20 protein-coding genes are annotated in these 20661 nt (G+C 66.7%); 7 read left to right on the forward strand and 13 right to left on the reverse strand.

What is annotated here, in order from left to right; translation table 11 throughout:
• Window positions 1-250: 250 nt before the first annotated feature.
• Window positions 251-1450 (reverse strand): tyrosine--tRNA ligase, encoded by a 1200-nt coding sequence (gene tyrS / locus IAI53_RS17330; RefSeq protein ID WP_187719489.1) that lies wholly within the window; start codon window positions 1448-1450, stop codon window positions 251-253.
• Between the two features lie 82 nt (window positions 1451-1532).
• On the opposite strand from tyrS, the gene IAI53_RS17335 reads away from it, so the two are divergent.
• The gene (locus tag IAI53_RS17335) at window positions 1533-2855 is read left to right on the forward strand and encodes a peptidoglycan DD-metalloendopeptidase family protein (protein WP_187719490.1); all 1323 of its coding nucleotides are present in this window, start codon (window positions 1533-1535) and stop codon (window positions 2853-2855) included.
• A 106-nt stretch (window positions 2856-2961) separates the two neighbouring features.
• Here the strand turns inward: IAI53_RS17335 and erpA are convergent, their stop codons facing one another.
• From erpA to rplM, 4 genes are all read right to left on the reverse strand, one after another.
• Window positions 2962-3312, reverse strand: coding sequence for an iron-sulfur cluster insertion protein ErpA (erpA, locus tag IAI53_RS17340; RefSeq protein WP_187719491.1), 351 nt, complete (start codon window positions 3310-3312; stop codon window positions 2962-2964).
• Window positions 3313-3401: 89 nt separating this feature from the next.
• Window positions 3402-4430 carry an N-acetyl-gamma-glutamyl-phosphate reductase gene (gene argC, locus IAI53_RS17345; RefSeq protein ID WP_187719492.1) on the reverse strand — a complete coding sequence of 343 codons (1029 nt, stop codon included), beginning with the start codon at window positions 4428-4430 and terminating at the stop codon, window positions 3402-3404.
• 120 nt (window positions 4431-4550) lie between these two features.
• Window positions 4551-4943, reverse strand: coding sequence for a 30S ribosomal protein S9 (gene rpsI, locus IAI53_RS17350; protein WP_187719493.1), 393 nt, complete (start codon window positions 4941-4943; stop codon window positions 4551-4553).
• 13 nt (window positions 4944-4956) lie between these two features.
• The gene (rplM, locus tag IAI53_RS17355; RefSeq protein WP_136386921.1) at window positions 4957-5385 is read right to left on the reverse strand and encodes a 50S ribosomal protein L13; all 429 of its coding nucleotides are present in this window, start codon (window positions 5383-5385) and stop codon (window positions 4957-4959) included.
• Window positions 5386-5946: 561 nt separating this feature from the next.
• Here rplM and IAI53_RS17360 point away from each other — a divergent pair.
• On the forward strand, window positions 5947-6369 hold the full coding sequence (locus tag IAI53_RS17360) for an OsmC family protein (RefSeq protein WP_187719494.1): 423 nt from the start codon (window positions 5947-5949) through the stop codon (window positions 6367-6369).
• 7 nt (window positions 6370-6376) lie between these two features.
• Here the strand turns inward: IAI53_RS17360 and coq7 are convergent, their stop codons facing one another.
• From coq7 to IAI53_RS17390, 6 genes are all read right to left on the reverse strand, one after another.
• A complete protein-coding gene (gene coq7, locus IAI53_RS17365) occupies window positions 6377-6997 on the reverse strand; it encodes a 2-polyprenyl-3-methyl-6-methoxy-1,4-benzoquinone monooxygenase (protein ID WP_187719495.1) in 621 nt (206 codons plus the stop codon).
• Between the two features lie 7 nt (window positions 6998-7004).
• Window positions 7005-7532 (reverse strand): CNP1-like family protein, encoded by a 528-nt coding sequence (locus tag IAI53_RS17370; protein ID WP_225433399.1) that lies wholly within the window; start codon window positions 7530-7532, stop codon window positions 7005-7007.
• Entirely contained in the window at window positions 7529-8116 is a 588-nt protein-coding gene (locus tag IAI53_RS17375; protein ID WP_187719496.1) for a DUF3501 family protein, read from the reverse strand. The genes IAI53_RS17370 and IAI53_RS17375 overlap by 4 nt, the downstream gene beginning before the upstream one ends.
• Window positions 8113-9468: a heterodisulfide reductase-related iron-sulfur binding cluster gene (locus IAI53_RS17380; RefSeq protein ID WP_187719497.1), complete on the reverse strand. Its 1356-nt coding sequence runs from the start codon at window positions 9466-9468 to the stop codon at window positions 8113-8115. Before IAI53_RS17380 ends, IAI53_RS17375 begins: the two co-directional genes overlap by 4 nt.
• Before the next feature lie 201 nt (window positions 9469-9669).
• Window positions 9670-10089, reverse strand: a complete 420-nt coding sequence (locus tag IAI53_RS17385; protein ID WP_187719498.1) for a rubrerythrin family protein — start codon at window positions 10087-10089, stop codon at window positions 9670-9672.
• A gap of 210 nt (window positions 10090-10299) precedes the next feature.
• Window positions 10300-10821: an RNA pyrophosphohydrolase gene (locus IAI53_RS17390; protein WP_187719681.1), complete on the reverse strand. Its 522-nt coding sequence runs from the start codon at window positions 10819-10821 to the stop codon at window positions 10300-10302.
• A gap of 163 nt (window positions 10822-10984) precedes the next feature.
• Here IAI53_RS17390 and IAI53_RS17395 point away from each other — a divergent pair, with 163 nt between their 5' ends.
• The 3 genes from IAI53_RS17395 to IAI53_RS17405 are packed head-to-tail and all read left to right on the forward strand — an operon-like array spanning window position 10985 to window position 13772.
• Complete coding sequence (locus tag IAI53_RS17395) at window positions 10985-12733, forward strand: proline--tRNA ligase (RefSeq protein WP_187719499.1); 1749 nt, start codon at window positions 10985-10987, stop codon at window positions 12731-12733.
• A gap of 16 nt (window positions 12734-12749) precedes the next feature.
• Window positions 12750-13388: a lytic transglycosylase domain-containing protein gene (locus tag IAI53_RS17400; protein WP_187719500.1), complete on the forward strand. Its 639-nt coding sequence runs from the start codon at window positions 12750-12752 to the stop codon at window positions 13386-13388.
• A 24-nt stretch (window positions 13389-13412) separates the two neighbouring features.
• Window positions 13413-13772: a PilZ domain-containing protein gene (locus tag IAI53_RS17405; protein ID WP_187719501.1), complete on the forward strand. Its 360-nt coding sequence runs from the start codon at window positions 13413-13415 to the stop codon at window positions 13770-13772.
• A gap of 90 nt (window positions 13773-13862) precedes the next feature.
• On the opposite strand, the gene IAI53_RS17410 is transcribed toward IAI53_RS17405, so the two are convergent.
• The gene (locus tag IAI53_RS17410) at window positions 13863-14327 is read right to left on the reverse strand and encodes an Lrp/AsnC family transcriptional regulator (protein WP_187719502.1); all 465 of its coding nucleotides are present in this window, start codon (window positions 14325-14327) and stop codon (window positions 13863-13865) included.
• Window positions 14328-14486: 159 nt separating this feature from the next.
• Here IAI53_RS17410 and IAI53_RS17415 point away from each other — a divergent pair, with 159 nt between their 5' ends.
• Entirely contained in the window at window positions 14487-18104 is a 3618-nt protein-coding gene (locus tag IAI53_RS17415) for an indolepyruvate ferredoxin oxidoreductase family protein (RefSeq protein WP_187719503.1), read from the forward strand.
• Between the two features lie 149 nt (window positions 18105-18253).
• Here the strand turns inward: IAI53_RS17415 and IAI53_RS17420 are convergent, their stop codons facing one another.
• The gene (locus tag IAI53_RS17420; RefSeq protein WP_187719504.1) at window positions 18254-18835 is read right to left on the reverse strand and encodes a bactofilin family protein; all 582 of its coding nucleotides are present in this window, start codon (window positions 18833-18835) and stop codon (window positions 18254-18256) included.
• Window positions 18836-19185: 350 nt separating this feature from the next.
• On the opposite strand from IAI53_RS17420, the gene IAI53_RS17425 reads away from it, so the two are divergent.
• Window positions 19186-20583: a sigma 54-interacting transcriptional regulator gene (locus IAI53_RS17425; RefSeq protein WP_187719505.1), complete on the forward strand. Its 1398-nt coding sequence runs from the start codon at window positions 19186-19188 to the stop codon at window positions 20581-20583.
• Window positions 20584-20661: the final 78 nt, after the last annotated feature.

Genomic DNA, 20661 nt, shown 5'->3' on the forward strand with positions numbered 1-20661 from the left:
CGAACAAACCGCTGAAGAACCGCTTAAACACTGACTTTCGCAGCACCCCGGCTCAACACCGGTGCGCCGTGCAGCGCGAAAGAGGTGCGCATTATAGACACCATGAAAAGACTGTCAACGCCCCTGAACGAAGAATTTCGACAAGCGACCGATAACACCGCCCCGCACCGCACCAAAAGAGCCGGCGAATCAAGGACAAAGGGCGCCGACCTCGCGGCCGGCGCCCTGCTCCGCGTCCGAGCCGACGACCTCAGCCGAGCACCACGGAAGCAAACTTGCGCTTGCCGACCTGCAGCACTACGGTCTCGCCGGCCTTGAGCAGCAGCCCCTTGTCCTCGACCCGCTCGCCGTTGATCTTCACCCCACCCTGGCCGATCACACGAATCGCTTCCGAGGTGCTGCCGGTCAGTCCGGCCTGCTTCAGGACCTGGAAGATCGGCAGCCCCTCACTTCCCACCTGCACGCTCACCTCGGGCATCTCGACGGGCATCGCACCGCGCTGGAAGCGTGCTTCGAAATCGCGCAATGCGTCCTCTGCGGCCGAGAGGCCGTGGAATCGCGCGACCAACTCTTGTGCCAGCATCACCTTCACGTCGCGTGGATTCCGCCCTTCCTCTACTTCCCGACGCAAGCCACCGATTTCGCTTGTCGGGCGGAAGGACAGAAGTTCGTAGTAACGCCACATCAGTTGGTCCGAGATGGACATCACCTTCCCGAAGATCTCGCGCGCCGGCTCGGCAATACCTATGTAGTTACCGAGGGACTTGGACATCTTGTTGACGCCGTCGAGCCCCTCCAGCAAGGGCATCATCACCACGGTCTGCGGCGCCTGTCCTTCATGTTTCTGCAGTTCCCGTCCCATCAGCAGATTGAACTTCTGGTCGGTTCCGCCCAGTTCGACATCCGCCTTCATTGCCACCGAGTCGTAGCCCTGGCAGAGCGGATAGAGAAACTCATGCACCGCAATCGGCTGCTCGTTTGTGTAGCGCTTGGCGAAGTCGTCCCGCTCCAGCATGCGCGCGACGGTACTGCGCGAGGCAAGGCGGATCATGCCTGCGGCCCCGAGGCCGTTCATCCACTCGGAGTTGAAACAGATCTCGGTACGCTGCGGATCAAGGATCTTGAACACTTGATCCTGATAGGTCTTGGCGTTCTCCATGATCTGCTCGCGGGACAAGGGCGGACGCGTGGTGTTCTTGCCCGACGGATCGCCGATCATGCCGGTGAAGTCCCCGATCAGGAACATCACCTGGTGGCCGAGCTCCTGGAAGTGCCGCAGCTTGTTGATGAGGACCGTATGCCCGAAGTGCAGGTCGGGCGCAGTAGGGTCGAAGCCCGCCTTGACCCGCAGCGGGCGGCCGCTCTTCAGCTTCTCGACGAGTTCGGCCTCGATCAGGATCTCGTCGGCGCCGCGCTTGATCAGCGCCAGCGCGGATGCAACATCGCTCATTTACAAAAAATCTCCCTGCCCGTCACGCGGACCTGCACAAGACTTTGCTAGACTCTCGGAAATTTTTTGCCCGAAAAGTCCCATGCAGGCCCGAAAGAAAAGGATTCTAGCCGATCTCCTGGCTCATCTGCCTTCGGCAAGGCGCGGTTGGGTGCTGGCACCACTGTTCGGCATCTCTCTGTTCGGCGTCGTGGCGGCGACAGCGACCACCCCCGACAGCCCGCCGCCCTTTCCGCTGCAGACCGTGGTCGAGAGACTGCCCGTCGCCCCGACGGCAGCCGATGCCGGCAGCGGACTGCCCTTCGTTCACGACGAACGCGTACTGCCGGGCGACACCATCGAATCGATCTTCCGTCGTCTCAACGTGTCGGACCCCGAAGCGCTGGCGTTCCTGCTCGGCACCGACGAAGGGCGCACCGCGCTTCGCCAGCTTCGCTCCGGACGGGCGGTCACCGCGCTTGTTGAGCCGGACGGCCGCCTGCGGGCCCTGAGCCTGCCGATCACCCAGGCCAGCGGCCGCTTCAGCATCGAGCGGACCGCCGAGGGCCTGCAGATCAGGGGCGAAGAGACCCAGGCGCTCGCCACCGTGGTGGAAATGCGCAGCGGCGTCATTCAGCACTCGCTCTTCGGCGCGACCGACGCCGCCGGCCTGCCCGACAGCGTCGCCACGAAGCTCGCCGAGATCTTCGGCACCGAGATCAACTTTCATACCGACCTCCGGCGCGGCGACTCCTTCAGCGTGGTCTACGAGACCCTATACGATCAGGGAAGCCCCTCGCGTACCGGCAAGATCCTCGCCGCAGAGTTCGTGAACCGCGGCGAACGGCATGTTGTCGTCCTGTTCCGCGGCGACGACGGGCGCGAACAATACTACACGGCAGACGGTCGCAGCCTGCGCCAGGCATTCCTGCGCTCTCCGCTCGAGTTCTCGCGCGTCACCTCGGGTTTCGGACGTCGCCTTCACCCCATCCACCGCAACTGGCGAACCCACGCCGGCGTCGACTTCGCTGCCCCGATCGGCACACCGATCAAGGCCACGTCCGACGGCACGGTATCTTTCGTGGGCACCCAGCGCGGCTACGGCAACATCATCATCGTGCAGCACCGCGACCGCTACTCCACCGCCTACGCCCACCTGAACGGCTTCGCACGCGGCCTGCGCAAGGGGCAACGCGTAAACCAGGGCGACGTGATCGGCTACGTGGGCAAGACCGGATGGGCAACCGGCCCTCACCTGCACTACGAGATCCGGGTGAACAACGTGCCGCACGATCCGATGCGTATCGCGCTGCCTGCCGCTCAACCGCTGACCAAGGGTGAACTGGCCAAGTTCAATGAGCAGACCTCGCCGCTGGTGGCGCGCATCGCCCTGCTCAACCGCAGTACCGTCGCTGCATTGCGCTAAGCGGAAGGCTGCTACGCACCGCCCGTACCAATAGAAACGGGGCGCCCCGAGCGGGGCGCCCCGTTTTCATTCATTCCCGCTCAGTTCCGCCGGGGCGGGAGCAAACTCAGGCCGAGAACGACGACCCGCAGCCGCAGGTGCTGGTGGCATTCGGGTTGCGGATCACGAACTGCGACCCTTCCAGCCCTTCGGTGTAATCGATCTCTGCACCGACCAGATACTGGTAGCTCATCGGATCGATCAGCAGCGTCACGCCATTCTTTTCCAAGGCGGTATCGTCTTCCGCCACTTCCTCGTCGAAGGTGAATCCGTACTGGAAGCCGGAGCAGCCACCGCCGGTGACGAAGACGCGCAGCTTCAGCGCCGGATTGCCTTCTTCCTCGATCAGTTCCTTCACCTTGCCGGCCGCACTGTCAGTGAAAACGAGCACTTCCGGGCTTTCGACTACTGCGTTCATGTTCTTTCCTCTCTGGGGCTAGGGGCCAATGATGCGGCAACTGTCCGCCACTGGTCAAAATTGATCGTAACAGACTGAAAAAGGTTCCCTCAGGGGCTGACCGGAACGATATCCAGGCCGAGCATCTCGTCACAGCCGAACATGATGTTCATGTTCTGGACCGCCTGGCCGGCAGCGCCCTTGACCAGGTTGTCGATCACCGACAGCACCACCACGACGTCCTGTCCTTGCGGGCGATGCACCGCGATGCGGCAGATGTTCGAAGCACGGACCGAACGCGTTTCCGGGTGGCTGCCGGCGGGCAGTACATCGACAAAGGGCTCGGCGGCATAGCGCTTCTCGTACAGCGCCTGGAGATCCACATCGCTGCTCAGCTTCGCGTACAGGGTCGCATGGATGCCGCGGATCATCGGCGTCAGATGCGGCACGAAGGTCAGCCCGACCTGCTGGCCGGCAGCGCGGACGAGCCCTTGACGGATCTCGGGGAGGTGGCGGTGTCCAGGGACGCCGTAGGCCTTGAAGCTGTCGGCCGCCTCGGCGAACAGGGTATGCACTTCGGCCTTGCGGCCAGCCCCGGACACACCGGACTTGGCGTCCGCCACGAGATGCCCGAGATCGACCACACCCGCCTCGATCAGCGGCAGGAAGCCGAGCTGCACGGCCGTCGGGTAGCAACCCGGATTGGCCAGTACGCGGGCGCTGCGGATCTGCTCGCGATTGACCTCGGGCAGACCGTACACCGCCTCCTCGACGAGCTCGGGCGCAGCATGCTCCATGCCGTACCACTTCTGCCACTCGGCGATGTCTCGAATACGGAAATCCGCCGCCAGGTCGATCACCCGAACGCCCGCAGCGACCAGTTCCGCCGCCTGCTTCATCGCAATACCGTTGGGGGTCGCAAAGAACACCACGTCACATTGGTCGAGTGCCGCATCCTGCGGGGCGACGAAGCGCAGATCGACACGACCGCGCAGGCTGGGGAACATGTCGGCCACCGGCAAGCCGGCCTCGCCGCGGGAGGTAATCGCGGTCAGACTCACCTGGGGATGGCGCGCAAGCAACCGCAACAGCTCCACGCCCGTATAGCCGGTACCACCTACCACACCAACCTTGATCATCTTTCCTCCTTGCCTGGCGACGATGCCACGGCCAATTATCGCACTGCAGGAATTCGTTTGCGGTGCAAAAGCACAAAGCCGCCTCGCGGGCGGCTTTGCTCGAGCGAACCCCCGCAGGGATCAGCGCTTGGAGAACTGCTTGCGACGACGCGCCTTGTGGAAGCCGACCTTCTTACGCTCGACTTCACGGGCATCGCGGGTCACGAAGCCGGCCTTGCGCAGGTCGGACTTCAGCTCGGCATCGTAGTCGATCAGCGCACGGGTGATGCCGTGGCGCACCGCACCGGCCTGGCCGGATTCGCCACCACCGGTCACGTTGACCATGATGTCGAAGCGGGACTCGTTGCCGGTCAACACCAGCGGCTGACGGACGATCATCCGGCCGGTTTCGCGCGAGAAGAACTGGTCAACCGGCTTGCCGTTGACGACGATGTTGCCGGAGCCCGGCTTGATGAATACACGGGCCACCGCGGTCTTGCGGCGACCGGTGCCGTAGTTGTAAGTCACGGCCATTTATCGGCTCCTGTCAGATCTCGAGAACTTTGGGCTGCTGAGCGGTATGCGGATGCTCGGCACCGGCGTAGCACTTCAGCTTCTTCAGCATGGCGTAACCCAGCGGACCCTTGGGCAGCATGCCCTTCACCGCCTTCTCCAGCACACGCTCCGGGAAGCGTTGCTGCAGCTTGGTGAAGTTGGTCTCGTAGATCCCGCCCGGATAACCGGAGTGACGGTAGTACTTCTTGTCCAGCGCCTTGTTGCCGGTCACGCGAAGCTTGTCCACATTGACGACCACGATGTAGTCACCGGTATCGACGTGCGGCGTGTAGATGGGTTTGTGCTTGCCACGCAGGCGACGCGCCACTTCGGCGGCAAGCCGGCCAAGCACCTTGTCCGTCCCGTCAACAACGAACCAGTCGCGCTGAACCTCGTGCGGCTTGGCAGAAAACGTTTTCATTCGAAACCTCGATCTTTGTCAGGCCTGGCGAACCGGCCACCAAACGGAAAGCTCGCAATCTTAATGCGCTAGCCATTGCGATGTCAATCGCCAATGCAGGGAGAAACAAGCAAAAAAAACGCAGTCCGCTCGGGACTGCGTTAAATCCACACCAAAGGAGGAGGGTGGAGGAGACACCGTTTGGACCGCGGAGACGTTTGCGATCCGACTGGGATGGATTACACCAAAGCGGATATCGCCGCGCAAGCAGTTTTTGTGCATTGCACTATAATTGTTTTGATCCTTTTATAAACTACATTTATTGCTCTTTAAGCTACTGACTTATAAGCGTTGTGAGCCTCATACCGAGTGGGATTCCGGCGAGCCCGGGAACGACGGACCGAGGATCATCGGCCGTGGATGGCACGGCGCACGATGGGCGGCAGCCGCGCCCTTGCCCGGCCGCACGCCGATCGCGCCCGCGCATCGCACCACGGACCTGGCAGTGTACAAAGCTCCGGTAGAATTGCCGCCCGCAGCGCCCCGCAGGCGTGGAACGCAACAGGCTGATTGGAGAGAGTGATGGAGTGCAAGATCAAGTGGACCGGGGTGGACGGCATGACCTTCCTGGCCGAGACCGGCAGCGGACACGTTGTGGCAATGGACGGCGCCCCCGAGGGTGGCGGTCGCAATCTGGCACCCCGTCCGATGGAGCTGATGCTCGCCGGAGCCGGTGGTTGCACCGCCTACGACGTGGTGCTGATCCTCAAGCGCGGCCGCCACGACGTGCGCGGATGCGAGGTGAGCCTGGCGGCGGACCGCGCCGACACCGACCCGAAGGTGTTCACTAGCATCCGCTTCACCTACAAGGTCAGCGGCAAGGGCCTCAAGCCCGAGGCGGTGGAGCGCGCGGTGCACCTGTCCGCGGAGAAGTACTGCTCCGCCTCCATCATGCTCGGCAAGACCGCCGAGATCACCCATGAGTGGGAGATCGTCGAGGTCTAGCCCCGCGTCAGACCCAGTACGCGGTGCGGGTCATCACCTTCGAAGCAAGCTTCATCGCCGATTTGACCGGCGCGGGCAGTTCGAGCGCGCCGAGCGACACCGCGGTGTCGGCGTGGCGCATCTCGTCCTCCTTCATCTGCTCGACGATCGCACGCGAGCGGGCATCGTCGGCCGGCAGGGTCTGGAGGTGCCCCTTGAGGTGCGCTTCGACCTGACGCTCGGTCTCGGCGAGGAAACCGAGATTCCAACGGTCTCCGAACTTGCCGGCGAGCAGCCCGATCGCCAGTGCACCGCCGTACCACACCGGGTTGAGCAGGCTCTTCCGCCCGCCCAGTTCGCCGATGCGCTGTTCGGTCCACGCCAGATGCTCGGTTTCCTCGTTCGACGCCTCCTGCAGGGCGACGCGCGTACCCGGGTCGCGCGACATCATCGCCTGGCCCTGGTAGAGCGCCTGGGCGCAGATCTCGCCGCAGTGGTTGATGCGCATCAGTGCCGCGGCGTGGCGCTTTTCCTCATCGGAGAGCGGGGCGTCCGGCAGCTCCGCGCCCGGCAACGGGCGTACGCTGCGGGCGGGGGCGAATACGGTACGCAGTGCGCGATCAAACTGGATGATGGCCTGGTCGATCATGGCAAACTCAACGGTAGATGGGGTTGGCGCCGTCGCTCTGTTGAAGGCGGCGCAGGACCTCGTCGCGATTCCGTGGGGGCGCGGGTCCGTCGCAGAAGTGATCCCTGGCGAGCGCAGCACGCGGTCTGTTGTAGCTGTTGTCGGAGATGGGCGCCCATTCGGAGTTGCGCGCCCTGGACCAGCTTCCGTCGCGACGTCCGCTGGCGTAGATGCGGCGCTCGCCGGTGTTGCAACGGATGCCCTCGAAGGTCACGTTCTCCGCGCCGCCCGGCGTACGCACCACCAGCACGTAACGCACCACGCCGTCCTCGCCGACGCTGAGCGTCTGCTCGTCGATCAGAAACGTGTTGGGCGAGGCGCTGGAGACGAAGAACTCGCGCAGCGAGGATTCGGCCGGCGCGGGCGGGAACTCGACCTCCCCTTCCTTCCAGTTCGCGTTTGCCTCCTCGTCGGCGAGAAACTGCGCCGAAACGGGGCCGGAAAAACAAACGAGGGCCGCCAGGCCCCCGCGGATGAGCAGATGCAGCGATTTCAAGCGTGCAGGTCTCCACACAGGGATGAGCGAATGACTTCGGGCACCGGGTCGACCGCAACCCGGCAGGCGGGATGATCGATACCCACTGCCAGTGCGGCGCCCGCCCCAAGCGCGGCGATCATGGCCGGCTCAAGCTCGAAACGCAGGAAGTGCACCGACGAGGTCTTTTCGCCATTTTCGCGCTCAAGGTCCTCGTCTGCAATCGCAAATACCGCGTCATGCCCCGCCACGCGCACCCAGACCCGGTCCTCGACGCCTATCAGCCGCGCCAGCCAGTGCTTGCGTTCGAGCGGATCGGCGTACTCGATGAGCATGGTCGCCTTCCAGTTACTGCCATCCGGAACCAGCGGATTGTAGGCATCGAGCTCGTCCTCGATGCCCGCCTCCTCGAAGATGCGCTCGACCCGCAGCATCTCCTGGATCTGGTAGCGGATGGTCAGTTCGTCCTCGAAGATCAGCGTCACGCTGTCGCCAACCCGCAAGGCACGCCGCTTCTTGTGCTCGATCACCCGCGCACGGAACTCGGCACGCTGGCGCGCATAGTCCTCGAGGCTCAGCAGGGACTCCCTGGCGATCGCGCTCATCGGCCGCCCTCCTCCAGTCCGTAGGCCATCCTCAACAGGGTGAGCGGATGCGCGCGCTCGGCCCCCAGGTCGGTGCCAGCGTCGCGGATGCCCTGCTGGATGTGGCGCCCCGCGATCGGGCAGTCCGAGCTGATGTAGGCCGGCTGGGCCTGTGCCATCTGGCGGAACACCGGGCGGCCGATCTTCATCGACTGCTCGAAGTATTCCGTCTTGACCCCCCAGGTGCCGTCATGGCCGGCGCAACGCTCGACCGTGGTCAGCTGGGTACCGGGCACCAGTTGCAGCACCTCGCGCGTCTTCTGGCCGACGTTCTGCACCCGGCCATGACAGGGGATGTGGTACGCCACCTTGCCGAGTTCGCGCCTGAAATCGGTCTTCAGCAGGCCATCGCGATGGCGCAGCATGAAGTACTCGAAGGGGTCGAACATCGCCTCGGCCACGCGCCTTACCGCTTCGTCCTCCGGGAACAGCAGCGGCAGTTCCTGCTTGAACATCAGCGCGCAGGACGGCACCGGCGCGAGCAGCGCATAGCCTTCGCCGGCCAGGCGATCAAGCAGCGGGATGTTGCGCTCCTTGAGCCGCGCCACCCCTTCCAGGTCGCCGAGCTCCAGCTTGGGCATGCCGCAGCAGGCCTCCTGCTCCGCCAGCACCGTGGGCAGCTCGTTGTGCGCCAGCACGGCCACCAGGTCGTGCCCGATCCCGGGCTCGTTGTAGTTGACGTAACAGGTCGCGAAGATGGCCACCTTGCCGGGCGTGCGCTGACCGTCGCGCACCGGCCAGCGTTCGCCCACCGACGCATGCGGGCGGAAACGGGCCGGGCTGTAGGGCGGCAGCTCGCGCCGCTTGTCCACGCCGAGCACCGACTGCAGCAAGGCACGCGCGGCGCCGTTGCGATTGGCGAAATTCACCGTCTGCGCCACCACCGGGATGGCGGCCAGCCGGCCCAGCGCGTCGGTGCTGCTGAGGATGCGGTCGCGACGCCGCACCTCGCCCTTGCGGAACTTCACCGCCTTCGCGCGCAGCATCAGGTGCGGAAAATCGACGTTCCATTCGTGCGGCGGCACGTAGGGACACTTGGTCATGTAGCAGACGTCGCACAGATAGCACTGATCCACCACCTTGCCGTAATCGGCGCGCGCCACCCCGTCGACCTCGCCGGTACTGCTCTCGTCGACGAGATCGAACAGGGTCGGAAAGGCATTGCACAGATTCACGCAGCGCCGGCACCCATGGCAGATGTCGAAGACGCGCTCGAGTTCGCGGTTGAGCGCGTCCTCGTCGTAGAAATCCGCCTCCCGCCACGCGACCGGATGGCGCGTCGGCGCCTCCAGGCTGCCTTCTCTCATGCTCATCAGGCACCTCCCCCTCCGGTCTCACCCGCACGGGCAAGGCCGGCTCTCCCTGCATGAACCCTGGAAACCGCAACCGGACCCGACCAAGACGGCCGACAGCCCCTCGCGCCCGGGGGCTGCGCGACGGCGCCCGCCCCCGCCGGTGCGATACACACGGCAGGCGTGCGCCCGCGAGGAGCGGACCTCGCGGGCGCCGCCGGCTCAGTCCTGCAAGGAATCGAGCGCGCGCTGGAAGCGGTTGGCGTGCGAGCGCTCGGCCTTGGCGAGCGTCTCGAACCAGTCGGCGATTTCCTCGAAGCCCTCTTCCCGCGCGGTCTTCGCCATGCCCGGGTACATATCGCTGTACTCGTGCGTCTCGCCGGCAATGGCTGCACCCAGGTTGGCCCGGGTGCTGCCGATCGGCAGGCCGGTCGCCGGATCGCCGACCGCCTCGAGGTATTCGAGATGGCCGTGTGCGTGGCCGGTTTCCCCTTCGGCGGTAGAACGGAACACCGCCGACACGTCGTTCTGTCCTTCGACATCGGCCTTGGCGGCAAAGTAGAGATAGCGGCGGTTCGCCTGGGATTCGCCGGCAAACGCGGCCTTGAGGTTGTCTTCGGTCCTGGAGCCCTTGAGTTGCATGTCTCTCTCCTTCCTTTTTCTGCGCTGCGCACCACACGCCCCGACGCGGGGACGATTCCAGCCTAGGCAAGCCCAGCGGCGCGCAGAAATTGATTCGAGCTATCCATGCCATTGGTGGGCGCTATGACCACGCACGCCGAGGGCAAAAAAAAGACGGCGTCCAAAGCGGACGCCGTCGTATCGGCAGAACAGCGAAGTCTTGGCGGCCGCTCAGGACGCCTCGGACGGACGGTAGCCCTGCGGCACCTCGCGCGGCCTGGAGCGGAACAGCACGCGCGACAACTCGGTCAGTGCCTGCTGGTACACCCCACGCTTGAACTCGATGACCGCATCGAGCGGCACCCAGTATTCACTCCAGCGCCAGGCATCGAATTCCGGATGGTTGCTGGCGCGCAGACTTACGTCGGTATCGCGCCCCACCAGGCGCAGCAGGAACCAGATCTGCTTCTGCCCGCGGTAGGTGTTCCGCCATTCCCGCTTGATCCAGTGCTTGGGAACGTCGTAACGCAACCAGCCACGCGTGCGGCCGAGGATCTTCACGTGCTCCGGACGCAATCCGACCTCTTCGAACAATTCGCGATACATGGCCTGCTCGGGCGATTCGCCGTGCTTGATGCCACCTTGCGGGAACTGCCAGGAGTGTTCGCGGATGCGTTTGCCCCAGAATACCTCGTTGCGCGCGTTGACCAGAATGATGCCGACGTTCGGGCGGTAGCCTTCACGGTCGAGCATGATCAAACCTTCAAAAATTTCATGGACTGTGGCGGATTCTTCCACACTTGCCGTTCCTTGGAAAGCAAGGCCCGCCGCTTCGTTCCCGCCTCAGCGGCGCATGGCGCGGACGGCTTGCGCTAGAATCGCGGGCTTCGTCCTCCCCTCGTTCGTGGATTCCAGCATGCGCGCCTCCCAGTTCTTCGTCTCCACCCTCAAGGAAGCCCCGTCCGACGCCGAGATCGTCAGCCACAAGCTGATGCTGCGCGCCGGGCTGATCCGCAAGGTCGCCGCCGGCATCTACACCTACATGCCGATGGGCCTGCGGGTAATCCGCAAGGTGGAGAACATCGTGCGCGAGGAGATGGACCGCGCGGGCGCCCTGGAGCTCACCATGCCCATGGTGCAGCCGGCCGAGCTGTGGCAGGAGACCGGGCGCTGGGACAAGATGGGCGACGAACTGCTGCGCTTCAAGGACCGCCATGAGCGCGACTTCGCCCTGCAGCCGACCTCGGAGGAAGTCATCACCGACACCGCGCGCCAGGAGCTGAAGAGCTACCGCCAGCTGCCGAAGAACTTCTACCAGATCCAGACCAAGTTCCGCGACGAGCGCCGCCCGCGCTTCGGGGTGATGCGCGGGCGCGAGTTCACCATGAAGGACGCCTACTCCTTCGACCGCGACGTGGACGCCGCCGGCCGCAGCTACGACGCCATGTACGCCGCCTACTGCCGCATCTTCGACCGCATGGGCCTCACCTACCGCGCGGTGGCGGCCGACACCGGCGCCATCGGCGGCGATCGTTCGCACGAGTTCCAGGTGATCGCCGACACCGGCGAGGACGCCATCGTGTACTGCCCGCAGTCCGACTACGCCGCCAACATCGAACTGGCCGAAGCCCTGCCCCTGCTCGCCAGCCGTGCCGCCCCCGGCGCCGACCTGGTGAAGACCCCGACCCCGGGCAAGGCCACCTGCGCGGACGTCGCCGCGCTGCTCGGCGTACCGCTGGAGACCACGGTGAAGTCCCTGGTGCTGGCCACCGACGATGTGGACGAAGCCGGTCAGCCCGCCGGCGTCACCGTCTGGCTGCTGCTGGTGCGCGGCGATCATGAACTCAACGAGGTCAAGGCCGGCAAGCTGGAAGGCCTCAAGAACGGCTTCCGCTTCGCCAGCGAGGCCGAGATCCTCGAACACTTCGGCTGCAAGCCGGGCTACCTGGGGCCGATCGGCCTGTTGAAGCCGGTCAAGGTGGTGGCCGACCGCACGGTGGCCAACATGGCCGACTTCATCTGCGGCGCCAACGCCGAGGACTTCCATTACACCGGCGCCAACTGGGGCCGCGACCTGCCGGAACCCGACCTGGTGGCCGACATCCGCAACGTGGTCGCAGGCGACCCCAGCCCGGACGGCAAGGGCGAACTCGCCATCCAGCGCGGCATCGAGGTGGGCCACGTGTTCTACCTTGGCACCAAGTACTCCAAGGCCATGAACGCGACCTTCCTCGACGAGGACGGTCGCCCCAAGCCCTTCGAGATGGGCTGCTACGGCATCGGCATCACCCGCATCCCGGGTGCGGCCATCGAGCAGAACCACGACGAGCGCGGCATCATTTGGCCGGACGCCATCGCCCCCTTCCAGGCAGTGATCTGCCCGGTGGGCTGGGGCCGTTCGGAGGCGGTGCGCGACACCGCCACCGCGCTCTACGAGGCGCTGCGCGCCGCCGGCATCGACGCCATCCTGGACGATCGCGACGAACGCCCCGGGGTGATGTTCGCCGACTGGGAGCTGGTCGGCGTGCCGCACCGGATCACCATCGGCGACCGCGGGCTGAAGGAAGGCCAGGTGGAATACCAGGGCCGCCGTGACGCCGAAGCAACGAAGCTGGCGGTCGATGGCCTGGCCGAGGCCGTACTCGCTAGACTCGCCCTGCGCTGAAGGTTATAAATCCGGCATGCACGCCGCACGCCGACTGCTTCGCTCTACCCTGGCCGCCGCAGCCCTGCTCGGGAGCGCGGCCGGCTTTGCCGGCAACCAGCAGTACGAACCCATGGCGGCGAGCGTGCGCGCCGCGCTGCACGCGGCCGTTTCGGACGCCGCCGCGCCCCGCCTGCTGATCGCCGATCCCGCCGAGCGCGAGCGCTGGCTGGAGACCATGTCGCGCCGGCTGGAAAAGCGCATCCCCGACCGCAACTACCGCATCGACCTGCTGACCTCGGTGCACTACGAGGCCACCCGCGCGGGCCTGGACCCGCAACTGGTGCTCGGGCTGATCCAGGTCGAGAGCAACTTCCGCAAGTACGCGGTGTCCTCGGCCGGCGCGCGCGGCTACATGCAGGTCATGCCGTTCTGGATCGGCGTGATCGGCAGCCCGGACGACAACCTCTTCCACCTGCGTACCAACCTGCGCTACGGCTGCACCATCCTGCGCCACTACCTGGACATCGAGAAGGGCGACCTCTTTCGCGCGCTGGGCCGCTACAACGGCAGTCTGGGCAAGGCCCACTACCCGAACCTGGTGCGCACCGCCTGGGAGCGCGACTGGGCCTGGCCCAAGCAGCAGCTCGCCGCCAATACCACACCCACCAACTGACGAACGCAAGGCAGCCCGCCGATCATGGACAACCGCCTGTTCCGCCGCCGCTCCATCGCGATCAACTTCCGCGTGTTCGACGATGCCACCGATACCTTCATCGGCCGCATGGGCGACCTGAGCCCCGGCGGCTTCATGGTCTATGGCCCCGCCGTGCTCGCCACCGACACCCTGTACCGCCTGCGGGTGGACTACCAGGACGACAAGGGCGCCCCGCGCAGCGCACGCTTCAAGGCCAAGGCCATGTGGTCCGGCGCCGACGTGAACCCGGAACTGTTCTCCACCGGCTTTCGCATCTACGACCTCGAATCGCCCACCGCGCGCAAAGCGCTGGAAGACCTGCTGCACCGCTTCACGATCGGCGACGAAGGCGACGACGATTAGTGTGGGAGCGGCCTTGGCCGCGATTGCAGCGTCGTTTCTCCGCAGGCTGCATCGCGGCCAAGGCCGCTCCTACACCGGCAGCCGCGCCGCTCAGGCGGGGTCGATCGGCAGCAGGGTGTCGTACTTCACCTCGCGCAGCACCACCGCCGTGCGCACATTGGCCACCCCGGGAATGCCGAAGATGTGGCGGTGCAGGAAGGCATCGTAGGCCTTCATGTCCGGCACCACGATCTTGAGGATGTAGTCCGCATCCCCGGTGGTGCTGTAGCACTCGATCACCTCCGGGTGTTCCAGCACCGCACGCTCGAATTCATCCACCGTGTTGCCCGCGTGGCGCAGCAGGGTCACGTGGGCCAGCAGGCATTCCTTCAGACCCAGCGCCTCGCGGTCGAGCAGCACCGTATGGCGGCGGATGATGCCGCTCTTCTCGATCTCCTTCAGCCGGCGCCAGCACGGCGTGGCCGACAGGCCGATGCGGGTGGCGAGTTCCTGTACCGACAGACGCGCATCGCGCTGCAGTTCGTAAAGAATGCGACGCACCATGCGGTCGAGCATGTTTGTTCTCCAGAATAAACTTGATGTAGGTCAATAATACTCATTGAAGGCGAAATCTGCGCAGAAAGAGAACCCTCTCTCCACAATCGGAAACTAAGCTTTCATCACGACAGAGGTGAGCGGCGAACCGACCGCCCCCGACCCCGTGGAGAGACAAACATGCAGACCACCACCCCGGTTGCGGGGCGTGCTGACCTTCGCACGTCCGCGACCCTCGCAGCGACCGGCAACTCGCCCGCGCCCCTACGCGGCGACTACCGCCTCACCGACAACCTCGAAGCCTCGCGCGGCACCGTCTTCCTCACCGGCATCCAGGCCCTGGTGCGCCTGCCGCTGATGCAGGCCGCGCTGGATCGCGCGCGCGGGCTCAACACCGCCGGCTTCATCAGCGGCTACCGCGGCTCGCCGCTGGGCGGTTACGACCAGGCATTGTGGAAGGCCAAGTCCATGCTCGACCGCGCCGGCGTGCAGTTCATGCCGGCGATCAACGAGGAGTTGGGCGGCACCGCGGTGCTCGGCAGCCAGCAGGTCGAGTCCGACCCGCAGCGCACGGTCGATGGCGTATTCGCCATCTGGTACGGCAAGGGGCCGGGGGTGGATCGCGCCGGCGACGCCCTCAAGCACGGCAACGCCTATGGTTCCTCGCCCACCGGCGGCGTGCTGGTGGTGGCCGGCGACGACCACGGCTGCGTGTCCTCGTCGATGCCGCACCAGAGCGACCTGGCGATGCAGGCCTGGAGCATGCCGGTGCTGCACCCGGGCAACGTCGCCGAATACCTCGAATTCGGCCTCTACGGCTGGGCGCTGTCGCGCTTCTCCGGCAACTGGGTGGGCTTCAAGGCGCTGTCCGAAGTGGTCGAGAGCGGCATGACGGTGGATCTCGACACGGTGCGCACCCACTTTCCGCCGCCGGCCGAATTCGTCGCCCCGGACGGCGGCCTGCACTACCGCTGGCCGGACCTGCCCAGCCTGACCATCGAGCAGCGCCTGAGCGCCAAGCTCGACGCGGTGCGCGCCTTCGCGCGGGTGAACAGCCTCGACCGCTGGATCACCCGTCCTGCACAGGCGGATCTGGGCATCGTCACCGTCGGCAAGGCGCACTACGACTTCCTCGAGGTGCTGCGCCGCCTCGGGCTCACGCTCGCCGACCTGGAAGCCGCCGGCATCCGCATCTACAAGGTCGGCCTGGTGTTCCCGCTGGAGCCGACCCGCATCGCGCAACTGGTCGAGGGGCTGGCCGAGGTGCTGGTGATCGAGGAGAAGGCCCCGGTGGTCGAGCGCCAATTGCACGACCTGCTGTTCAACCGCGACACGCGCCCGCGGGTGGTCGGCAAGACGGACGCCGAGGGCCGCCCGCTGCTCTCCGCGCTCGGCGAGCTGCGCCCCTCGCGCATCATGCCGGTGTTCGCCGAATGGCTGGCGACGCGCAAGCCGGCGCTGGATCGCCGCGAACACGTCATCGACTTCACCGCCCCGCCCCTGCTCTCCAACATCGCCGACGCGGTGCGCCGCCTGCCCTACTTCTGCTCCGGCTGCCCGCACAACACCTCCACCAAGGTGCCGGAGGGCTCGATCGCCCAGGCCGGCATCGGCTGCCACTTCATGGCCTCGTGGATGGACCGTGCCACCACCGGGCTGATCCAGATGGGCGGCGAAGGCGTGGACTGGGCCGCGCACGGGCGCTTCACCGCGCGCCCCCACGTGTTCCAGAACCTCGGCGACGGCACCTACTTCCATTCCGGCTCGTTGGCCATTCGCCAGGCCATCGCCGCCCGCGCCAACGTCACCTACAAGATCCTCTACAACGACGCGGTGGCGATGACCGGCGGCCAGCCGGTCGATGGCGTCATCGGCGTCGAGCGCATCGCCCGCCAGGTCGAGGCCGAAGGCGTGCGCCGGCTCGCGGTGGTCAGTGACGAGCCGGAGAAGTACACCGGCCAGGAGAGCCTGTTCCCGCCCGGCACCACCTTCCATCACCGCAGCGAACTCGACGCGGTGCAGCGCACCCTGCGCGAAATCGAAGGCGTGACCTGCCTGATCTACGACCAGACCTGCGCCGCCGAGAAGCGCCGCCGGCGCAAGAAGGGCGAGTACCCCGACCCCGACCGCCGCATCTTCATCAACGCCGAGGTCTGCGAGGGTTGCGGCGACTGCGGCCAGCAGTCCAACTGCCTGTCGGTGCTGCCGCTGGAAACCGAGCTCGGGCGCAAGCGCCAGATCGAGCAGTCGTCCTGCAACAAGGACTACTCCTGCGTGCAGGGCTTCTGTCCGAGCTTCGTGTCGGTGGAAGGCGCCAAGCTGAAAAAGCGCGTCGCCCGCCTCGGGCGCGACAAGCTCGACGAACTCATCGCCCACCTGCCGCAACCCGCCACGCATCTGGACGAGGCGCCCTACGACATGCTGATCACCGGCGTGGGCGGCACCGGCGTGGTCACCGTGGGCGCGCTGGTGAGCATGGCCGCTCACCTGGACGGCATGGCCAGCTCGCAGCTCGACTTCATGGGCTTCGCGCAGAAGGGCGGCGCTGTGCTCGCCTTCATCCGTTGGGCCAGGCGGCCGGACCTGCTCAACCAGGTGCGCATCGACACCCAGCAGGCGGATCTTTTGCTCGCCTGCGACCTGGTGGTCGGCGCCTCGCCGGATGCGCTCGGCACCGTGCGCCGCGGGCGCACCCGGGTGGTGGCGAGCAGCCACCACAACCCCACCGACAAGTTCGTGCGCGACCCGGAGGCCAGCCTGCACGCCGACGCGCTGATCGACAAGCTGCGCTACGCGGTGGGCGCGGACGACAACCCGGCCACGCTGGAAACGGTGGATGCCTACGATCTCGCACTGCGCCTGCTGGGCGACTCGATCGGCGCCAACATCCTGCTGCTCGGCTATGCCTGGCAGCGCGGCCTGGTGCCGGTGTCGCTCGCCGCGCTGGAGCGCGCGATCGAACTCAACGGCGTGGCCATCGACGCCAACCGCATGGCCTTCCACCTCGGCCGCCTGGCCGCCGAGGAACCGGACACCGTGCTCGCGCTGGCCGAAGAGCCCGCCCCGCGCGCCAAGACCCTGGACGAACTCACCGCCCACCGAGTCGAGCACCTGACCGCCTACCAGAACGCCGCCTACGCCACGCGCTACCGCGCGCTGGTGGACAAGGTCCGCGCCGCCGAGGAGCGCCTGGCGGCCGATCCGGCGCTGCCGCTCACCCGCGCGGTGGCGCACGGCTACGCCAAGCTGCTGGCCTACAAGGACGAGTACGAGGTGGCGCGCCTGTACACCGACGGGCGCTTCCGCCGCGCGCTGGAGGAAACTTTCGAAGGCGAGCTGCAGCTGTCCTTCCACATGGCCCCGCCGCTGCTGGTCAAGCCCAAGGACGGCGCGCCGCCATTGAAGGTGCGCTACGGCCCCTGGCTGCTGGGTGCCATGAAATGGCTGGCGCGCGGCAAGGTCTTGCGCGGCAGCTGGTTCGACCCCTTCGGCCATACCGCCGAGCGGCGCATGGAACGTGCGCTCGCCGCAGCCTATGCGCAACAGGTGGAAGCGCTGCTGCCGCGCCTGTCCGCCGAACGCCTGGCCGACGCCATCGCGCTGGCCGCGCTGGCCGACAAGGTGCGCGGCTTCGGCCACGTCAAGATGGCCGGGCTGCGCACGGTGCTCGCGCAGGAAGCGGCGCTGTGCGAGCGCCTGGGGCTCACCCCGCTGTTGGCCGGCGCCGTACCCGCGGAGGCACTCGTCGCCACCCGCGGCAATGCGCTGAAGGGCATCCCGGTGGTCACCGCGCGCTGACCCCCGAAGGGCGGGTCGGTCGCGTGTAGGAGCGGGCTTGCCCGCGATGCGGCCTTCGAGGATGCGACCGCCCCATCGCGGCCAAGGCCGCTCCTGCAGCACCGGCAGGAGCGACCTTGGGCGCGACGCTTCCCGTCTGGCGCTCCCGGTCAGCCGGCGGCCGCCACCACTCGCGGCGTGGATGGCTCGCGCTCGGCCGGCCGTCCGCTGTCCTGCGCGTTGGCCAGCGACTGCACGTCCCCGCAGATCTCCCCGCCTTCCTCGATGAAGATCTTGCCGTAGCGGATCTTGCCGTTCACCCGGCCGGTGGCATGCACGATCAGTTGCTTGCGCGCGGTCAGCTCGCCGTCGAAGCGGCCGTGGATTTCGGCCACGTCGATGCCCACCGTGCCGGAGAAGGAACCGTTCTCGGCGATGCGGATCACCCGGCTGTCCATCGTCGCCTCAACCCGGCCCTCCACCACCAGGGTGTCGCAATCGAGGATCTCGGCCCCCTTGAGCTTGACCTCGGGACCGACGATCAGGCGGTTGCCGCCTTCGGCCACCTTGGCCAGCTCCTTCTCTTCGGTCGCCGGTGCGGAAGCGGCCTGCGTGGAAACCTCCTTCGCGACACTCGTCGTGCTGCCCGATGCCTGGGCCAGCGAGCCGACCGGGTTCGCGGGGGCGCTGCGCACGCCGCGCGCGGTCTGGGGTTCGGGCTGCTTGGGGAACAGGGTGGGTTTGTTGAACATATTCGCTCCTGATGGTGTGTCCGGCGCTCCGGCATGGCGCCGCGAACCCGGGCCTAATGGCAAGCGCCGTGCCACTGAGAAAATGTTCTTTCGATTCATGGCTTTGGGAGACGAGCGGGGCAAGAGCCGATCCGAAATCGAAGCAAAACCGTCGCCTGCGGACGACAAACCGCGTGAACTTTTCATTGCAAGCAATTGAATTTGCAGCAATTACGAACTGTCGCCAAATGCCGACACCATGGTGCACTGAAACATTGCCTTGCACTTGCCGCCCCTGCCCGCCGGCCCCGCCACCTAAACTCCATCGCGTTCCCCGCAGCCCGCTGTTCACCACGCATTCAAGCCGCTAGATGACCGCACCGTCCCACCGCCCGACCCCCGCGCAACTGCTCCTGGCAGACGACGGATCGCGCCGCTTCGAGAGCATTGCCGACGCCCTGCGGGCCGCGGGCCACCGGGTGCAGCGCGTGAGCGGCGCAGAGGCGGCACGGACCTTCCTGGCCACCAGCCCCTGCGATCTCGCCCTCCTGGCCTCGCCGCCGCCGGACGGCGAACTACCCGGCCTGCTCGACGAGTTGCGTATGCTTCATCCGGCGCTGCCGGTCGTCGTGCTGGCAACACCGGGGAGCATCGCCGAGGCGGTCGCCGCCACCGCCCGCGGGGTCTCCGCCTACCTCCCCGCGCCCCAGCGGCCGCAGGAGGTGCTGGAATGCGTCGCCGGTGCGCTGTGCTGGGCCGGCACCGGCAGCGAAGCCGCCAGCGGACGGGCGTGGTGCGCCGAGATCGTCAGCCAAAGCGTGCTCATGGCCCGCGTGCTGGCCGAAGCACGGCTGGTGGCCGCCACCGACGCCAGCGTGCTGATCCGCGGCGAAAGCGGCACCGGCAAGGAGCTGCTCGCCCGCGCCATCCACCGCGCCAGCCCGCGGGCCGGCGGCCCCTTCGTGGCCATCAACTGCGGCGCGATTCCCGAGCCCTTGCTGGAATCCGAGCTGTTCGGCCACCGCCGCGGCGCCTTCACCGGCGCGGTGAGCGAGCAGCGCGGCCTGGTGCGCCAGGCCCACGGCGGCACGCTGTTCCTCGACGAGATCGGCGACATGCCGCTCGCCCTGCAGGTCAAGCTGCTGCGCATGCTGCAGGAGCGCGTGGTGCGTCCGGTCGGTTCGGCCGCTACGGAGCCGGTCGACGTGCGCATCGTCTCGGCCACCCATCGCGACCTCGACCGCGCACTGACCGAAGGACGCTTCCGCGAGGATCTGTACTACCGGCTGAACGTGGTCAACCTGGCGCTGCCCACCCTGGACCAGCGGCGCGAGGACGTTCCCCTGCTGGCGGCGCACTTCCTCGCCGCCGCCGCACGGCGCTACCGGCGCCCCTGCCGCGCCTTCGCGCCGGACGCGCTGGCGGTGCTGGCCACCACCGCCTGGCCGGGCAACGTACGCCAGCTGCAGAACGTGGTCGAACAAGCCTGTGCGCTGAGCACCACCGCCCTGATTCCCCGCAGCCTGGTCGAGCGCGCCCTGCATCGCCACGGCATGGTGTCGCTGCACTACGCGGACGCCAAGCAGCGCTTCGAACACGACTACCTGGTCGGCCTGCTCAAGCTCACTGCGGGGAATGTCTCGGATGCGGCGCGTCTGGCCGGCCGCAACCGCACCGAGTTCTACCGCCTGCTGCGCCGTACCGGCCTGAACGCAGAGCTCTTCCGCCATCCGGGCGAGCCCGACGCACCGGCGACCGGCTGGGGCTGACGCCCGGACCAGCGCGCTTGCAACGCTGCCTTGCGCGCCCGCTCAGTCGCCGGCCCTTCGGGGACGGCGAGCGTGCCG

The organism is Thauera sedimentorum (assembly GCF_014489115.1).
GTDB lineage: Bacteria > Pseudomonadota > Gammaproteobacteria > Burkholderiales > Rhodocyclaceae > Pseudothauera > Pseudothauera sedimentorum.

Excerpts from the sequence above, each read along its gene's own strand:
- tyrS (WP_187719489.1), bottom strand. The coding sequence starts at position 1,450 with ATGAGCGATGTTGCATCCGCGCTGGCGCTGATCAAGCGCGGCGCCGAC.
- IAI53_RS17335 (WP_187719490.1), top strand. The coding sequence starts at position 1,533 with ATGCAGGCCCGAAAGAAAAGGATTCTAGCCGATCTCCTGGCTCATCTG.
- erpA (WP_187719491.1), bottom strand. The coding sequence starts at position 3,312 with ATGAACGCAGTAGTCGAAAGCCCGGAAGTGCTCGTTTTCACTGACAGT.
- argC (WP_187719492.1), bottom strand. The coding sequence starts at position 4,430 with ATGATCAAGGTTGGTGTGGTAGGTGGTACCGGCTATACGGGCGTGGAG.
- rpsI (WP_187719493.1), bottom strand. The coding sequence starts at position 4,943 with ATGGCCGTGACTTACAACTACGGCACCGGTCGCCGCAAGACCGCGGTG.
- rplM (WP_136386921.1), bottom strand. The coding sequence starts at position 5,385 with ATGAAAACGTTTTCTGCCAAGCCGCACGAGGTTCAGCGCGACTGGTTC.
- IAI53_RS17360 (WP_187719494.1), top strand. The coding sequence starts at position 5,947 with ATGGAGTGCAAGATCAAGTGGACCGGGGTGGACGGCATGACCTTCCTG.
- coq7 (WP_187719495.1), bottom strand. The coding sequence starts at position 6,997 with ATGATCGACCAGGCCATCATCCAGTTTGATCGCGCACTGCGTACCGTA.
- IAI53_RS17375 (WP_187719496.1), bottom strand. The coding sequence starts at position 8,116 with ATGAGCGCGATCGCCAGGGAGTCCCTGCTGAGCCTCGAGGACTATGCG.
- IAI53_RS17380 (WP_187719497.1), bottom strand. The coding sequence starts at position 9,468 with ATGAGCATGAGAGAAGGCAGCCTGGAGGCGCCGACGCGCCATCCGGTC.
- IAI53_RS17385 (WP_187719498.1), bottom strand. The coding sequence starts at position 10,089 with ATGCAACTCAAGGGCTCCAGGACCGAAGACAACCTCAAGGCCGCGTTT.
- IAI53_RS17390 (WP_187719681.1), bottom strand. The coding sequence starts at position 10,821 with ATGCTCGACCGTGAAGGCTACCGCCCGAACGTCGGCATCATTCTGGTC.
- IAI53_RS17395 (WP_187719499.1), top strand. The coding sequence starts at position 10,985 with ATGCGCGCCTCCCAGTTCTTCGTCTCCACCCTCAAGGAAGCCCCGTCC.
- IAI53_RS17400 (WP_187719500.1), top strand. The coding sequence starts at position 12,750 with ATGCACGCCGCACGCCGACTGCTTCGCTCTACCCTGGCCGCCGCAGCC.
- IAI53_RS17405 (WP_187719501.1), top strand. The coding sequence starts at position 13,413 with ATGGACAACCGCCTGTTCCGCCGCCGCTCCATCGCGATCAACTTCCGC.
- IAI53_RS17410 (WP_187719502.1), bottom strand. The coding sequence starts at position 14,327 with ATGCTCGACCGCATGGTGCGTCGCATTCTTTACGAACTGCAGCGCGAT.
- IAI53_RS17415 (WP_187719503.1), top strand. The coding sequence starts at position 14,487 with ATGCAGACCACCACCCCGGTTGCGGGGCGTGCTGACCTTCGCACGTCC.
- IAI53_RS17420 (WP_187719504.1), bottom strand. The coding sequence starts at position 18,835 with ATGTTCAACAAACCCACCCTGTTCCCCAAGCAGCCCGAACCCCAGACC.
- IAI53_RS17425 (WP_187719505.1), top strand. The coding sequence starts at position 19,186 with ATGACCGCACCGTCCCACCGCCCGACCCCCGCGCAACTGCTCCTGGCA.